At 43.6% G+C, this 14,686-nt stretch carries 19 protein-coding genes and 1 pseudogene; 8 read left to right on the top strand and 12 right to left on the bottom strand.

Translation table 11 applies throughout. The features are described from left to right. Positions 1 to 400 precede the first annotated feature (400 nt). Both RS881_RS35465 and RS881_RS35460 read right to left on the bottom strand, forming a co-directional pair. Positions 401 to 823, bottom strand: a complete 423-nt coding sequence (locus RS881_RS35465) for a secondary thiamine-phosphate synthase enzyme YjbQ (protein ID WP_315815082.1) — start codon at positions 821 to 823, stop codon at positions 401 to 403. A gap of 37 nt (positions 824 to 860) precedes the next feature. Next, positions 861 to 1,214 carry a DUF6717 family protein gene (locus RS881_RS35460; protein WP_315815081.1) on the bottom strand — a complete coding sequence of 118 codons (354 nt, stop codon included), beginning with the start codon at positions 1,212 to 1,214 and terminating at the stop codon, positions 861 to 863. A gap of 192 nt (positions 1,215 to 1,406) precedes the next feature. Here RS881_RS35460 and RS881_RS35455 point away from each other — a divergent pair, with 192 nt between their 5' ends. From RS881_RS35455 to istB, 8 genes and pseudogenes are all read left to right on the top strand, one after another. Next, positions 1,407 to 1,700: a hypothetical protein gene (locus tag RS881_RS35455; protein WP_315815080.1), complete on the top strand. Its 294-nt coding sequence runs from the start codon at positions 1,407 to 1,409 to the stop codon at positions 1,698 to 1,700. Between the two features lie 313 nt (positions 1,701 to 2,013). Then, complete coding sequence (locus tag RS881_RS35450; RefSeq protein WP_315815079.1) at positions 2,014 to 2,658, top strand: DPP IV N-terminal domain-containing protein; 645 nt, start codon at positions 2,014 to 2,016, stop codon at positions 2,656 to 2,658. Beyond that, positions 2,655 to 3,938 (top strand): S9 family peptidase, encoded by a 1,284-nt coding sequence (locus RS881_RS35445; RefSeq protein WP_315815078.1) that lies wholly within the window; start codon positions 2,655 to 2,657, stop codon positions 3,936 to 3,938. The genes RS881_RS35450 and RS881_RS35445 overlap by 4 nt, the downstream gene beginning before the upstream one ends. A 252-nt stretch (positions 3,939 to 4,190) precedes the next feature. Next, entirely contained in the window at positions 4,191 to 4,316 is a 126-nt protein-coding gene (locus RS881_RS35440) for a hypothetical protein (RefSeq protein WP_315815077.1), read from the top strand. Between the two features lie 129 nt (positions 4,317 to 4,445). Beyond that, complete coding sequence (locus tag RS881_RS35435) at positions 4,446 to 4,661, top strand: hypothetical protein (RefSeq protein WP_315815076.1); 216 nt, start codon at positions 4,446 to 4,448, stop codon at positions 4,659 to 4,661. Positions 4,662 to 5,391: 730 nt separating this feature from the next. Then, complete coding sequence (istA, locus tag RS881_RS35430; protein ID WP_315814183.1) at positions 5,392 to 6,363, top strand: IS21 family transposase; 972 nt, start codon at positions 5,392 to 5,394, stop codon at positions 6,361 to 6,363. A gap of 19 nt (positions 6,364 to 6,382) precedes the next feature. After that, positions 6,383 to 6,943 (top strand): Mu transposase domain-containing protein, encoded by a 561-nt coding sequence (locus RS881_RS35425; RefSeq protein ID WP_315814182.1) that lies wholly within the window; start codon positions 6,383 to 6,385, stop codon positions 6,941 to 6,943. Positions 6,944 to 7,120: 177 nt separating this feature from the next. Then, positions 7,121 to 7,995: pseudogene (gene istB / locus RS881_RS35420) on the top strand (IS21-like element helper ATPase IstB). A gap of 76 nt (positions 7,996 to 8,071) precedes the next feature. Here the strand turns inward: istB and RS881_RS35415 are convergent. The 10 genes from RS881_RS35415 to cas6 form a co-directional block, all read right to left on the bottom strand. Further along, positions 8,072 to 8,500 (bottom strand): hypothetical protein, encoded by a 429-nt coding sequence (locus RS881_RS35415; protein ID WP_315815075.1) that lies wholly within the window; start codon positions 8,498 to 8,500, stop codon positions 8,072 to 8,074. Between the two features lie 44 nt (positions 8,501 to 8,544). Then, positions 8,545 to 8,907: a DUF6602 domain-containing protein gene (locus tag RS881_RS35410; protein WP_315815074.1), complete on the bottom strand. Its 363-nt coding sequence runs from the start codon at positions 8,905 to 8,907 to the stop codon at positions 8,545 to 8,547. 3 nt (positions 8,908 to 8,910) lie between these two features. After that, positions 8,911 to 9,648 (bottom strand): type III-A CRISPR-associated RAMP protein Csm5, encoded by a 738-nt coding sequence (gene csm5 / locus RS881_RS35405; protein ID WP_315824710.1) that lies wholly within the window; start codon positions 9,646 to 9,648, stop codon positions 8,911 to 8,913. A gap of 53 nt (positions 9,649 to 9,701) precedes the next feature. Continuing rightward, complete coding sequence (locus RS881_RS35400) at positions 9,702 to 9,995, bottom strand: hypothetical protein (protein ID WP_315815073.1); 294 nt, start codon at positions 9,993 to 9,995, stop codon at positions 9,702 to 9,704. Next, positions 9,992 to 11,008 carry a type III-A CRISPR-associated RAMP protein Csm4 gene (gene csm4 / locus RS881_RS35395; protein ID WP_315815072.1) on the bottom strand — a complete coding sequence of 339 codons (1,017 nt, stop codon included), beginning with the start codon at positions 11,006 to 11,008 and terminating at the stop codon, positions 9,992 to 9,994. The genes RS881_RS35400 and csm4 overlap by 4 nt, the downstream gene beginning before the upstream one ends. 2 nt (positions 11,009 to 11,010) lie before the next feature. After that, positions 11,011 to 11,604: a type III-A CRISPR-associated RAMP protein Csm3 gene (gene csm3 / locus RS881_RS35390; protein WP_315815071.1), complete on the bottom strand. Its 594-nt coding sequence runs from the start codon at positions 11,602 to 11,604 to the stop codon at positions 11,011 to 11,013. Positions 11,605 to 11,669: 65 nt separating this feature from the next. Continuing rightward, positions 11,670 to 12,122: a type III-A CRISPR-associated protein Csm2 gene (gene csm2, locus RS881_RS35385; RefSeq protein ID WP_315815070.1), complete on the bottom strand. Its 453-nt coding sequence runs from the start codon at positions 12,120 to 12,122 to the stop codon at positions 11,670 to 11,672. A gap of 19 nt (positions 12,123 to 12,141) precedes the next feature. After that, on the bottom strand, positions 12,142 to 12,780 hold the full coding sequence (locus RS881_RS35380; RefSeq protein ID WP_315815069.1) for a hypothetical protein: 639 nt from the start codon (positions 12,778 to 12,780) through the stop codon (positions 12,142 to 12,144). Next, positions 12,734 to 13,597, bottom strand: coding sequence for a Cas10/Cmr2 second palm domain-containing protein (locus RS881_RS35375; protein WP_315815068.1), 864 nt, complete (start codon positions 13,595 to 13,597; stop codon positions 12,734 to 12,736). Before RS881_RS35375 ends, RS881_RS35380 begins: the two co-directional genes overlap by 47 nt. A 77-nt stretch (positions 13,598 to 13,674) precedes the next feature. Then, positions 13,675 to 14,484: a CRISPR-associated endoribonuclease Cas6 gene (gene cas6 / locus RS881_RS35370; protein ID WP_315815067.1), complete on the bottom strand. Its 810-nt coding sequence runs from the start codon at positions 14,482 to 14,484 to the stop codon at positions 13,675 to 13,677. Positions 14,485 to 14,686 lie beyond the last annotated feature (202 nt).

Genomic DNA, 14,686 nt, shown 5'->3' with positions numbered 1-14,686 from the left:
AGTTCAATGTTGGGCGTCAGCAGGTGCTTCGTAGCTACTGCCCGGCCTTGTTCTACAGCGGCCCCGGGTTTATTGTTCACACCACCTACAATAGTTATCACCCCACTTACTTTTACTTTTTACCGTGCCATTTTTTGACCTGTTCATAGTCTAGATGAACAACATAACCTTTTAAATAAATGCCCTCTTTAGTGGCATTGGCAAGGTCAACCGTTGCTATGAAAATCACCATATCCGATCCCTGCCTTGTTTTCTTAGGCAGGGTATCTTTACCTGGGCAAAGGCCGGGAGGCAAAGGAGTGCTAATAACAGCAAGTATACGTATCTCATATCTTGTAAGGTGGATTTGCAAAATGGTGCTCCGGATAAGATGCACGGCCCTTAAATATCCATACGATTGCTATTCACCCCAGGCGGTGATCACCAGTCGCCTGTTGCCGCCCTGATCGCGGTGCTCACACAAGTAAATACCTTGCCAGGTGCCCAGGGCCAGCCGGCCATTGTTAACAGGAATCATGACCGAGCTGCCCAGCAAAGCTGCTTTGAGGTGGGCCGGCATATCATCGGGACCTTCATCATTGTGCAGGAAATCAGGATCATTTTCTGGTACTGCTTTATTGAACCAGGTTTCAAAATCCAGGCGTACCGTAGGATCAGCATTTTCATTCAGGGTGAGCGAAGCTGAGGTATGTTGAATAAATACCTGGCATATGCCTGCCCTCAATTGACCGATCTGTGGCAGGGCCCGCAATACTTCCTGCGTGATGAGGTGAAATCCCCGCGGGCGTTCCCGTAGGTCCAATATTTGCTGAAATAATTGCATGAAATAAAGGTCGGTAAAATGAGGATTAGCCTCCTGATCAATGCACCCGCTTCACAAAAATTTGTTCAGGCATATAGCCAAACACAAACTGCGTAACTGCACACAACCACATTTGTTGCATTACTTTTTTACCTTCAAACGTTTCCATCATATACATACCCCCGCCGATTTCGGTATCGCAAAGTTCCTGCAGGGTTAATACATCGGCCCCGGTAAAGGGTGCTGTAGCCAGCTCGATCGTAACGCGATCCTGGTTGCCAGACATTACATCCAGCATGGTATCGGCGCCAGCTACCATTTGAAGATCGCCTTTGTCGCCTCCATTGGCAAGGTAGGCTGGCAGGTCAATAAACCATTGGTCAGCTTCCTTTATAAATGTGTGGGTTTCCATACAATAAATTTAAGGAATACTGGTAAAACTAAAAGAGAAAGAGCTACTACTCACTCCTCTCTTTATCAATCTGGCAGGTTTGTTGCCGCAGCTTTATGCAGGAGGTAGTATTTCCTGACAACCGGTTGCTGGTTGGCCCACGCGCAACTATTGAAATCCCGATCTTCGCGCCAACATCAACCCAACCTGCACATGAGATATTTACACCTGGTCACCTCCTTATTGATCGTGTCGGCGGCATCCGCACAAAATAACCTGGTTACAAAAGCCAATTACCAACAGGCTTCCCGCTTTGCACCGCGCAAACTGGACAAACTCATCTTCAGCACCAGTGTAGACCCGCACTGGCTCAAGAAATCCGACCGCTTCTGGTATGACTATGAAACCACCGATGGTAAGAAATGGTATATCGTTGACCCTGTAAAGGCGAGAAGCACCAGCTGTTCGACAATGCCGACCTGGCCGCTAAAATTACTCGCATCGTAAAGATCCCTTCGATGCACAACACCTGGGCATTGATAGCATGCGTTTCATCAAAGATGAGAACTGGATACAGTTTGAAGTGAAGAGTACCACGGAAATAGAGAAGAAAGATACCACTGCCGCCGGCGCTAAAAAGGCGCTGCCGCAACGCCGCCGGTAAAAGAGAAAAAACCTTCTATTTTGAATACAATATCAATACCCGGGAACTGATCGAACTGCCCGATTTCAGGAAACCTAAACGTAAGCCTTCCTGGGCTGCCATTTCGCCCGATGGCAATACCATCCTGTTTGGAAAAAAAATTACAACCTGTATTGGATGGACAAAGCCAACTATGAAAAGGCTTTGAAGAAAGAAGACGATAGTACCATTGTTGAAAATAAACTCACCACCGATGGATTGGAATACTATGCCTATTATTCCGGTGGTTTTGGCAATGAGACCAATGTAGATAAGGAAAAGAACAAAGACAAACGCAAATCGGTGACTGCTTACTGGTCGCCCGATTCCAAATACTTTTCCCTGGTACGCAGGGATGAACGCAAGGTAAAAGAGCTGTGGGTGATCAATAGCGTGGCCGATCCACGTCCTACACTCGAAACCTATAAATACTGGATGCCTGGCGAAAAAGAAGCGCCCGTAGATCATATTTACTTATTTGATATGACGGCCCGTAGTGGCAGGGAAATGCCCGTATCCGCTTTTAAAGACCAGGCCCTTTCCATCTGGTCTACCCCGGCCCCGGCCAATACCAGGGATGATGATTGGCGCCCCACCACCTGGCTGGGCAATAACGGCAGGTTTTATTTTACCCGTACAGGCCGCGACCTGAAGAAGGTGGATGTGTGCCTGGTGGACATCAATACCGGTACCGTGAAACCCCTCATTGAAGAAAGGTTCAATACTTACATTGAAATAAAAAGAGTGGGACTTGTTGCAGAAGGCAAGGAACTGATCCATTGAGCGAGCGCGATGGTTGGGCCCATCTGTACCTGTATGATGAAAACGGCAAACTGAAGAACCAGATCACTTCAGGTACCTGGCATGCCGAAAGCATATTGGGAATTGATGAAGCCAAAAGAGTACTGTATTTCTCCGCCAATGGCCGCGAACCAGGCGAGGACCCTTACTACCTCCATGCTTACCGCGTGAATTTCGATGGCAGTGGCCTCAAACTCCTCAATCCCGGTGAGTTTGAACATGGCATGAGCATCAACGACAATGAGACTTACTTTGTAGACAATTACTCCCGCGTTAATACCGCACCCAGGTCTGTTTTGTATGCAGCCGATGGCCGTAAAGTGATGGACCTGGAAACGACAGACCTTTCCTCGCTGATGGCTACGGGGTATAAGTTTCCTCAGCCCTTCAAGGTAAAGGCCGATGATGGTATTACAGATATCTATGGCGTTATTTACAAGCCCATGGATTTTGATTCCACCAAAAAGTATCCGGTGATTGAATATGTATATCCAGGGCCGCAAACAGAGGCCGTCAACAAGTCCTTTGGTAGGGGTATGGACCGTACCGACAGGCTGGCCAACCTGGGCTTTATTGTGATCACCATGGGCAATCGCGGCGGCCATCCTGCCCGTAGCAAATGGTACCACAATTATGGTTATGGTAATTTACGCGATTATGGGCTGGCCGATAAGAAAGCGGCGGCCGAACAACTGGCCGATCGCTATACCTGGTTTGATATTAATCGGGTGGGCATTCATGGGCATAGTGGCGGTGGGTTTATGAGTACGGCGGCTATGTTGGTATATCCTGATTTCTTTAAGGTGGCGGTATCTTCTTCCGGCAACCACGATAATGCTATCTATAACAGGTGGTGGAGTGAGCAGCACCATGGCGTAAAAGAAACCATTAGTGATAAGGGCGATACCAGTTTCCTGTACAGCATTGAAAAGAACCAGGACCTGGTGAAGAACCTCAAGGGGCATTTACTGCTTACTACCGGTGATATCGACAACAATGTGCATCCGGGTGGCACCATACGCGTGGCCAATGCATTGATCAAGGCCAATAAGCGTTTTGATTTGGTGATATTGCCTGGTCAGCGCCATGGTTATGGTGATATGACAGAGTATTTCTTCTGGCGTATGGCCGATTATTTCACCTTGCATTTAATGGGCGATACCAATGAAAGGCCGGTGGATATAGAGCAGATCAATCGTGAGCAGGAGCAAAGTGGCGGTGCGGCTGGCAGTGGCGGCAGGAGAAGACCGGAAGATAATTAATCCATCTCAACGCATGGAGTAAGCCATGCTTTATCAAATAGCTGTTGCAAGGGTGTGCTGATCGCCTCCCGGCAACAGCTTTTTTGTGCATCATTAGTTCGATTAAAAGAGATAATAGGTTGCTTGAGAGAATTACAGGTAAGTTGACTAATGCAATAGGAAATGCTGGTAAAAATGATTATATTGGCCATAGACTGTATATCCTTCTTGTTTTTGGATAATCTTTATAAACGCTAAACCAGACTACTGAATATGGGAAGGCCTTTTGACGATATTACACTCTACCTGCCAACACCCTATGCCAACTCCACTCCGGAATATTGGGAGGAAACCTCACTGCATAATTATATCAGTGATCTGTATGTAAGGAAAATGTAGGGATACAAACCTCCTGGGGTAGTCAGTATAAGCGTTCAGCCGGCTTACCACCAAATATGGAATGACCCCTCGAAATTTGGCTCCGTTGTATTGGTCGCGCCTGCATTCTGCTATGACCACTGCAGGACATTGGATAAGGATGCCAGGAATCTTTACATCCTCAATGTGATACAGGCGGCTGTCCTGCAATGCTGTGAAGTTTATAACTGGGACAGGTCAGTTTTTGAAAACGCTTACCAGGAAGTCTTAAATGGCAATTTCAACTTTATCATCCCTTATCCGGCCAAGCAGTCTAAAGACAGGAAAAAGACAGCACATATTTGTATTGAAAAACACCGGTCATAACTTCCATTTTTGCTATTATAGAAGTTGGCGGAGAATTAACTAAAGTAAAGTTGACTGATAAAAAAATGGTTGGTGGTATGATACTGCCTATAGATGGGCCAGGCACAGTAAATGGTTTGATACAAATAAATTTGGGATTAGTTATCCCGATACAAAAACAGAATTATGGTACTCCCTGTTGAATAACCAGGTTGGACTATTCGTTGATGGCAAGGCTGAAACATCTTTTCCTGCATTCTAGCAGGGGAATTGTCCCCTTTTCCCCTATACATTACAATTAAAAGTCAGCTACTCCCAGGCAATGGCCACCGATTCCATTTATCTCGATTCCTGCATGGTACAATTAATAACCCTATCAAATGATCCTTCTTCAACTATTGTATCGGGTATCAATTACCCAGATACCGGAGCATGGTACCCCCATTCCGTTTTATGGTAACCCCTCATTCCGGTGATGGTAACCCCACCCCTCGGCTTCGTTTTTATCCTCCTGGATTTTATATCTCCCGTAACTTTTTCCCCTCTTTTTTGGTGCACTGTAATAATTTTTCTTTTCCCCGCACTGTCATTCCGGCACATGGTAACCCCTTTCGTTACCCACTTGCGTAATAGTCATTCCGGAGCATGGTAACCCCTTCAGCAGAAGCCTCCAAAGAGTCAGTGCTATTTGTATTCATTTGCCCTTTTTAAGACGATTAAACAGGGAAAATGGCTCAAAAAAGCAGTTGATATGAACCAGATAAAACAAGTCAAACAATTAAAGCAAGACGGCGTTCCCATAAAGGAAATAGTCCGTCGAACGGGTATCAGCCGTAAAACGGTTAAAAAATACTTGCGCAAAATGGAAGTCATCGATGATGATGATAGCCAATCATTATTAGCTAGTGATAAAGAGCTGGCAGCGGTTGTTTATAACAGCGATGATACAATCATCCGTGGTAAACGCTTCGAAGCCCTGCTGGCTCACGTTGAGCAGGCGCAGAAAGAACTACACAAAACCGGTGTTACCAAACAGTTGCTTTGGATAGAATATTGCCAGCAAAATGAAGAACCCTATCGCTATAGCCAGTATTGCTACCTGTTTAGAAAATATTTGAAAGACACTGACCCCGCTTTCCACTGGGAATATATTCCGGGAGAGTTCATGCAAGGTGATTTTGCCGGAAAGAAGCTCAGTTATGTAGACAGGCAAACTGGCGAAGTGATTGCCTGCGAAGTCTTTGTTGGTGTATTGCCCTTTAGCGGACTGATATTCTGCAAGGCTGTGCCATCACAAAAAACAGCCGACTTTGCCCATTGCATTAATGAGCACCTCAAGTACGTTGGTGGCGTTACCAAAACCATCCTGTGTGATAACTTCAAAACAGCCGTAAAACGCGCCGATAAATACGAGCCTGCCTTTACTGATCTTTGCAACCAGCTTTCTGAACACTACAATACCACGCTCAGCGCTACCCGCCCGAAAGAACCTACCGATAAGGGAATGGTGGAAAATGCAGTGAACATAGTCTATACACATATCTATGCCCGGTTGCGCAAAGACGTGTTCCATAGCATCGAATCGCTCAATCATCACATCCGCCTGCACCTGGATGTCCTTAATCGAAAACCATACAAGAACAGTTCGGAGAGCCGCATGGACATCTTTATGCGCCAGGAGCTTCCCGTGTTAAAACCGCTTCCCCGGAGCCATTCCGGGTGAAAAAGGCAAACAGGTAACGGTGCAATCAAACTATGCCATCCAACTCACCGATAACATGCATTATTACACGGTTCCATATCAATATGTCGGATACAAAGTATGGGTGAGCTATGATAGCAGGACAGTAGAAGTATTCTGTCAAAACGAACGCATTGCCTTCCATGTGCGCAGCAGCAACGAACCTAAGTTTAACCGTATCCATGAGCATATGCCTGCCAATCATCAGCATATGGTTGAGCTACGGGGATGGACGGTAGAGCAACTGCTTCAGAAAGCCGGATGGGTAGGCGAATATACCCGGCAGGCAGCCGACCGACTGCTGCATAGCAGCATATACCCGGAACAGAACTACAAGGCCTGTCACGCCATGATACGCCTGCAAGACGCATATGGGAAAGATCGTCTGGAAGCGGCCTGCCGCAGAGCAGCCAACGTTCCCAGGCCAACGCTGAAAATGATCCGTAATATCCTTGAAGCCGGACTGGATAAACAACCATTGCTTTTTGATGAAGAGCAGGACGAACAAAAAGAACAGTTGCCTGAACACGATAATATCCGAGGCCCTGAAAATTACAAATAGGGATCAAAACGATGATACAGCTATTACACACGCCAGCCCTCCGACGCCTGCCGCGGGCTTGCACTGTAGGAAGCATATGATTTTACTACCGGTATTGAATGAATGCTTTTATCAACCAATCATATGCTTCCTACAGCGCCAAACGATATTTTTAATCACTTATAAAAATCAACAACAATGAACACGACACAAACCCTTGAGCAAATGCAAGACTTAAAGTTAAACGGCATGGCAGCCAGTTACCGATGCCAATTGGAACTGCCGGTTAACCAGCAACTCGAAGGACACGAACTACTGGCTCATTTACTACAGGCTGAACAACTGCACCGTACCAACGAACGCATGGAATCCTTGTTAAAAGCCGCCAGGCTGCGTTTTAATGTCACGCCCCAGCAGATAGACTGTAGCCCTGAACGTAACCTCACAAAAGCCACCTGGAGCAGTTTACTGGAAGGCAACTACATCGGGGCCGGAGAAAATATACTGATTACGGGCGCTACCGGTTGCGGCAAAAGTGTAGTTGCCTGCGCCCTGGGACACCAGGCATGTATGATGGGCATTAAAACGCGCTATTTTAACATGAACCGGTTGATTGAAGCCATCCTCATGGCTAAAACTGAAGGAAGCTACGTAAAGCTGTTAAACCAATTGGAAAAGGTACCCCTGATCATTCTGGATGATTTTGGCTTACAGCATATCAACAAAAATATAAAGCTGGCATTACTTCAAATCATGGAGGACCGGTACGAAAAAAATCGCTCATCATTACCTCTCAATTACCTGTATCTGCATGGCATGATTACCTGGATGAACCCACCCTGGCAGATGCAATCCTTGACAGACTGACAGCCAGATGCCATCGAATTGAATTAAAAGGAGAATCACGCAGAAAGAAAAATAATAGTCCTTATCCCCCAAATCATATCTTTGAAATCTTCAAAATAGCTCTTTCTCTTTTGGGCCTTCTTGCAGGGGGTTACCATCACCGGAATGAGGGGTTACCATCAGCGGAATTTACACTCCGGGGATATGAAAAGGGATTTTTGGTGTAGTTATGGCTTGTATACTATGGATATTCTAATTTCAGTACTTTGCCATCAACAGGTTTTCTGAAAGTTGATGAAAAAACTACTGGACGACGGGCATGTTTTTATTAAACATATTTACATAAGCCTGGTGAGGAAAAAGCATAGGATTGTTGATGAGCATTAGTAATTGATTAAGTTGGAATTTAAGGGATAGGATAGTGTTGCCGGTAACTGTATAGTTGCGTAATGTTAATTCTGATATTTCCTTGTTTGCCCTTATGTTGGTAGAAGTTCCGGCATGGTTTAAATATTTGTACCACTCGTCAAGGTTTTTGTCGCCGGAGGTGAGGGTTAGTTGATTGCTGGATTCATTGGCACATATTTCAAAATCGAACAGGTTTTTTATAGGTTTTGTGCTGTTTTCCTTTCCGGATTTACACAAGTAGCAGAGGATGCTAATTGGCTGCGTTGCTGTTTGGCTTTTAGTAGTTTGATCTGTTTGTCCTTCACTTATTACGCCGGCATACATCCGGGCGATTGAGCGTGGGTCTGTTTTTAAAAGCCTAACGGCATCTATCCATTTTTCAGTTCCTGGTTTTTCAGGGTATTGCTTTTACATTGAATCACTATGGCAACTGCTTCAATGGGTATAAACATGATGTTGCCATAATTGAATATGAAGGGCGTATACTGTTCATCAAATACGACTAAGTCTACTTCCTGGGAAACCTGCCCTTTTGAATCAATGATGAATACGCCTTGCTCGATAGAGAATTTTTTGGGGATGATTTGCCGGAAAAGCGATTTCCAAACTTCTTCCCTGTAAGCGCCTGTGGTAGGGTAATGGTTTGTGATTTCGATGAACAATTGTTTTACAATTGACTCCTCCAGTTGCTTATAGTTTTGTATTATTTTACTGACAGTATCTTGTTGCATATCCTATTGTATAATGGGAGGTAGTGTTGGCTTGGGTTTGATGGATACCCATCCCAAGGGTGTCCAGGAGTGTTTTGCTACCAGCCGGGTTATGGGGAAATGGTCAGGGTTATTAAACTTTGTTTGGCCATAGGTCTTTAGGAAATTCTTAAAATGGGCGCCCCCTTGAAAATCATAAACAGCCAGGCCCACCGAATTAAAATAATACCCTTTGCCACTGCCAAGCCTTAATATCCCTGTTTGTGAGTTGGATTCCGAGGCAGCTTCATTAATAGAATGATGAAAGTCGGCAATTGGTATATTATAACTTTTCGAGTTAATTTTATTTTCGAAATTTTCAAGCATTTGCCATTCCCGGTCATTGTTGTGACGTGCATATTGATTGAGAATGGTAAATAGATGGTTGATTGTATTATCTTCAGGAATGCTTACCACTATTTCGGCAGATTTGTTGCTGGGAATAGCCTCCCAAATTTGAGGAATGCCCTCTGTTCCCGTTTTTAAATCCAACCGGCATGTTTCTAAAACAGTAAGGTCATTTTTGCCAAACGGAACACTGTCCGTAAATCGAATTTTAGAAAATTCCTCCATTTTCTTCTCCAATTCACGCTCTACTTCCCGCCTTTTTGTTTCGTTCTGTAGGTTCTCCAATAAAAATTGCAGGCGATGCTTTCCGTCCTTGATAAGCCAATCGTATAACATCGCTGTTTTGACAGCACCTTTTAGTGTGCTTCCAGGAATATATAGTTGTGTTCCGCAATGATTAATAGCAGTGTTTAATTCTTTCGCGGTAGTTACCTGTGTAGTAGCTTTTTAATTGAAGTACTTTTGTAATCAAATTTCAATCTGCTGGTATAAAAAGTACTAAGGTTAAAGCCGCTTTTATTATTATTCATTCCGGTGGTAATACCATTTACATACTCATCTATCAGCGTTGTTTTTTGGGACAGGGCATGTTGCACAAGCTCGTGGTTGATGTAATAAACGGTTTTATCCTCAATAATGTAGTCACTGTAAGGAGAAAGCTTAATGCCGCTGCCAATGGATACGGGTGAAAGAGTATCGATCGTAAGTGGTATATGCTTCATAAGCCTGGATTTGTTGTCGTACAATGATTAATATGCAGGGGCAATGAAACATTGCATCCGTATCGCCAGGAAGGATAACCCGGAATAGAACAATCTACTATAGCACCGGAAAGGGGAGCTGATTGAACGGCCCCTTCACCGATGGCATGTATAACCGGAAGCCTTTTCGCTGGCCCCAGGTGCATGCCACCTCTGGTAATTACTTTATAGAGCTGGAGCCTTCCTAATTCCTTTGAGGCTGGTATGGTTAATGAAATGCTTGCATATTGATCGCCAGTATGGTCAATTGCTAGTGAAAAAGTACGGTATTCAACGGCATCAATTTTGCCGCAACCAGTTGATCGCTCACCGCCAATACCCCTTTGAGACATGACCTCAATAGCCTTCCGTAATAATTGGCTACATTCTGGCAAGCAGTTGTTCTCCTCTAATAAAAAATACCAATAAATCTTGTTTTCCTGGTTTCCCAATAACACCAGATCGGTTTGTGTATACAGGTTGCCGGTTTCTTGTTTTGTTCTAACTTGTACTTTCTGGCTATCCTGTAAAGCCGAAAGTCTGAATGGAGTTAACTGATCAAGCTCAGTTTTCAATACGACGAAATTCCCGTCTGGGCTATGGCAATTTCCGGATTGGTTAAACCAGTCTGCTGCACCTATACCTTTTTCCCAGACACCTTTTGAAATGTATTTAACTTTACGCAGCTTTTTAAAATCATCAGAAAGAGCAAGGTCCTGGCTCATGGGTTTGGGTAAAAGGTATACATATTTTCCCGTTGATTGATTTGCGATACAGTAAAAAGCAGACGATATCTTAATATTCCCTTTCTCAAATTGTTCCTTAATGGTATGTAATGATTGGGGAGAGATGGAATTGATGGCTTGTATGAGGGCGCCAAATATTATATCTGAATGAATGATTTCAGCACACCTGTTCAAAGCATTGTCATTGTTTGAAAATGTTCCAAAATGAAACCTGGCGCCTGACGATGTTTTTAAAATTACGGCTTCCATTATTAGGAATAGGTTTTGGTTTCCGGTTCAATGTATTCCATGTTTATCTTGCCGTACCCCCTCGTGCCGCTGCCGCCCAGGTAATCATCATTCAACAAGGAAATGCCCTTTAAAAGGTATTCATAAAGATTTACTCCTTCATCATCATCATCATACACATCCAATACTATTTCAAAATTAAACTTAGCACCAGCAGGTACTCTTTCAATGTTCCTGAGACCACCATTGGCAGCTTTTCCACTTTTTCTGTCGATAGTATTTTCATATTTCTCCTGGGTGAAATTCGTGTCCAGGATGGCATTCTCAAATTCCTTATTAAAGTGTTCAACATCCAGGTAAGCATCCCTGAATATCAGTCGTGAAATTACTGGCTTTATAGGAGGTTCATTCTTTCCGTGAAACCCAAAAAGCTTCATTATTATTGGTTCATCCTCCTCAATGGGTGATTCCGTTCCCTTGGTGTGTTTGGCCAGTAAGCTCCTGATTTTCCCTTTTAGCGAACTGCCGGGAATATAAGGCACACCCTGAGGTGTTTTAATTACCGGAGAATCTAACCCGCCGATATCCATAGAGGATTTGGATCCACCGATGTGCAAACCCGTTTCTAAAGTGATGGTTCCTCTGAGTATTTGTTTTGCTTTTAGTCTCATAAGCTAAAAAATTAACCGTTTTTCTTTCCATAAAATTTGTGATACGCTACCATGGCTTCCATCGTTTTTTTGAAATTCTTGTGCCTGGAATCTGTTGTAACGTTTTGTATAAGATCATCAATAAGCGCCATCACTTTCTTCCCATCCGTGTTTTTATCCAACCTTGCTGCTACATAAGCCAGATTGGGACGCTTGCAAATCAGTTTTTGCCGGTCATTCCCTGCTCCCAGTACAAGGGCATACACATTGCGCAACTGGCTGATGGATAGATTTTTTCCTACTTCCCGGATAAACACTTCTAAAGCATTAAAGACATTGTTTAGATCGCTTTCGTTGGAATAATCCAGTAATTGTTCATAAAGGCCCTTGTCGAAATATTTATTCTTTACACCTGTAGCCAGGTCTTTCAGTGTTTCCGGTGGCTTTGGGAATCTTGATTGAGGTTGGTTGAGCTGCTTATCCATAATAAGTAGGTTTAATTATTTAAGCATTGTTTTTGGTCAGTAGTTCAGCCCAGCGAGCTGCTACCGGGAATTGGGCAGCACTACTAAGCTTGTTGGGGCTGATAAAATCTGCGATCAAAGCATTCTTATAGGTCTCAAAAATTTGCTCAATAATGGGCTGGTTTTCCCGCTTTACATTTCGTAAATAATATTTAAGGCGGTAAACTTTTGGAAATTCGATTGAGTTGAAGTTGACAGCTTTCTCCTGTAAACTTCTGAACCCTATTTCGCTTGATTTAACCCGTTCCAGGAAACCTCTGGACTCTCCACCCGTAGCAATTGCTGATTTAAGTAATGCTGCATTCTTACCAGCGTTTTCAAATTCCTGCCAGGACAAAACCTCTCCAAAGACTGCTATTTTGTTTTTGCCGTTATCCTTTGCTAAGGATAACGCATAGTCAGCCTCTGCTGCAATCCGTACAACCGGAAAATTTGGATTAAACACGGTCAAACTGCCAGAAATAGTTAGAGGGTCGCTTATCCCAGGAACCTCCTTGCGGAGTGTTTCCTGAATTGTGAAAAGGCTGTTTCTAATTTGCTGGCACAATCGAAAAGAATGTCCCAGGCGCCAATTAAAAACAGTCATCCCCTCCTGCAAATAAGGGATAGATATTCCCACTGTCAATGCCATTTTTCAATAGTTGCTGGTAAATTGTCTCTGAAAAGAACTGGTCGATTTTCCGCGATACGATCATGTATTCGGCCTCATTCCTTTCTCTGAATATTTTGCTAAGATTATCAACATCAATTTTCAGTGCTGCCAGCTTGTTATCTACTTTCCTTTCATTTATACAGTTGGCGGCGATTTGGTCAAAGGTTACCACTGAACCGTTTTCAAGTAAGTATATTTTGTTCAGCAGCTTATTAGTAAAAGCATTGTTTGAATTAGTGAGCTTGAATATATAGCCAGCCTTGGTAAGGCCTGATTTCTTAACTGAATCATTTTCATTGCATTTTACTATTTCAAATCCCTGGCTCGTAGCCAGTTCTTTCGTGAAATCTTTCCAGTGGTTTTCTGGCGCGTCATTGTCTATATCCTTCTTGTCTGGGCTAAAGGTTCTTTGCAGCTCCTTTATTTTAAGTGCTTGGTTTAAGGTTTGCATTTGCTTTTTGAAATCAATGCCATCGGTGTTTATGAATGCTATAAACGGAAATAACTGATCCCAGAGGAAATAAGATTGAAATGTATGAGTGACCCGCTCCAGCTCTTCCTGATTGGCTGTTATTTTGACTACAAGATTTCCGCCACCTTTGTATACTACTGAAAAGTTATGTGGAAACTTATCCAATAGCAATTGGTGTGCGATTTCAGTTATGGAATAAACGTAAATTGAACGCCCTTTCAACTCATTGGCGGCCCCTTTTGACTTGACATCAAAAATAAAAGATTGTATCCCCGAAATGTCTAGTTTTAATAGATACTGTTGTTTTTCCATCTGGTAAAAAGGTCAATCGTATAGTTAAGTTTGTGTTGAGCCTGGATATTAGCCTGTTTGTTTTTGGGCTCGGCTACTCATGCCACCTTCACCAGTTCCAAACAGCCATTTCCAACTGAGCAGTTTAAACCAAGGCCAGCGTCCAAAACCAGTTCCACCATTTTGTAAGGGGCTTTTACCTGCAATTGGAAGTTCATATAGCCTCTTAATTTACTAACCTTGTCAGTTCCATCCTTGATGATGGGTTTCCGTTCCCTGGGTGGTCGCGCCATTTGCTTTACGGAAATAGTAACCTGTGATCTCAGGTCGGCCGCATCATAGTGATGACCTTTGTACGCTGCCAGGTATTTTTCCACCCAGTTATACAACAGGCATTCTGTATAATCAGCCTCCAACGGATTTCGGTAGTCATATAGGCTCCGCTCATTTTTTTTGCCGGTTACAATCGGCGATAAGGGTTGTAATACCACGGTTGGGTGGTCTACCTCTGGCAGGCCGGTGGTAAGCACCTCCACCTGCCGGATGGTAAAACTGGCTTTGGAAACCTTGTCGGCAATGTCTATATGCTGACTAATAAAAAGCCCCTTTACAAAGCTTTCGGCAGCATAAGGTATATGAAAGCAAACAATAACTTGTAACTCCTGTCTGAGCAGGTATAAGCGATCATTGAAGGGCGGTGCAAAAGGCACCCGGATATCTGAGAAAGTGAATAACTTAAATTGTTTGGCTGAACCAGCTTTTGCATAACCTGAATCATGTAAAAAAGCGGCATAGTCCATGTCAGCCCGTTGAATGATCTTGTAAATAGCTGCACTTAACGGATATTGATAATTGATAGGGATTACCGGTTTTTCTTCATTAGTTACCAAGGTTAGTAATAGCCGCATACATGCTGATTTAGTTTATTGAAAATAGTTCTGCAGGTACCTTGTTATTGAAATGCAAAACAATGCTGGCAATCCGGCAATTGTTTGTTGCATAGCTTCGCCACCCCGCTTCTAAAGTATGGGTAGCGAACAGATGAACTCGTTATCGCACTCAAATAGGCTCCACCAATGATTTGAAACCGTCAGGGGTATAAATAAAGTA

Source organism: Paraflavitalea speifideaquila (assembly GCF_032395985.1).
Classification (GTDB): Bacteria; Bacteroidota; Bacteroidia; order Chitinophagales; family Chitinophagaceae; genus Paraflavitalea; species Paraflavitalea speifideaquila.
This window is presented reverse-complemented; position numbering and strand designations above follow the sequence as displayed.

Coding starts and splice junctions, on each gene's coding strand:
- RS881_RS35465 (WP_315815082.1), bottom strand. CDS start 823: ATGCAATTATTTCAGCAAATATTGGACCTACGGGAACGCCCGCGGGGA.
- RS881_RS35460 (WP_315815081.1), bottom strand. CDS start 1,214: ATGGAAACCCACACATTTATAAAGGAAGCTGACCAATGGTTTATTGAC.
- RS881_RS35455 (WP_315815080.1), top strand. CDS start 1,407: ATGAGATATTTACACCTGGTCACCTCCTTATTGATCGTGTCGGCGGCA.
- RS881_RS35450 (WP_315815079.1), top strand. CDS start 2,014: ATGGACAAAGCCAACTATGAAAAGGCTTTGAAGAAAGAAGACGATAGT.
- RS881_RS35440 (WP_315815077.1), top strand. CDS start 4,191: ATGGGAAGGCCTTTTGACGATATTACACTCTACCTGCCAACACCCTAT.
- istA (WP_315814183.1), top strand. CDS start 5,392: ATGAACCAGATAAAACAAGTCAAACAATTAAAGCAAGACGGCGTTCCC.
- RS881_RS35415 (WP_315815075.1), bottom strand. CDS start 8,500: ATGTATGCCGGCGTAATAAGTGAAGGACAAACAGATCAAACTACTAAA.
- RS881_RS35410 (WP_315815074.1), bottom strand. CDS start 8,907: ATGCAACAAGATACTGTCAGTAAAATAATACAAAACTATAAGCAACTG.
- RS881_RS35400 (WP_315815073.1), bottom strand. CDS start 9,995: ATGAAGCATATACCACTTACGATCGATACTCTTTCACCCGTATCCATT.
- csm4 (WP_315815072.1), bottom strand. CDS start 11,008: ATGGAAGCCGTAATTTTAAAAACATCGTCAGGCGCCAGGTTTCATTTT.
- csm2 (WP_315815070.1), bottom strand. CDS start 12,122: ATGGATAAGCAGCTCAACCAACCTCAATCAAGATTCCCAAAGCCACCG.
- RS881_RS35375 (WP_315815068.1), bottom strand. CDS start 13,597: ATGGAAAAACAACAGTATCTATTAAAACTAGACATTTCGGGGATACAA.
- cas6 (WP_315815067.1), bottom strand. CDS start 14,484: ATGCGGCTATTACTAACCTTGGTAACTAATGAAGAAAAACCGGTAATC.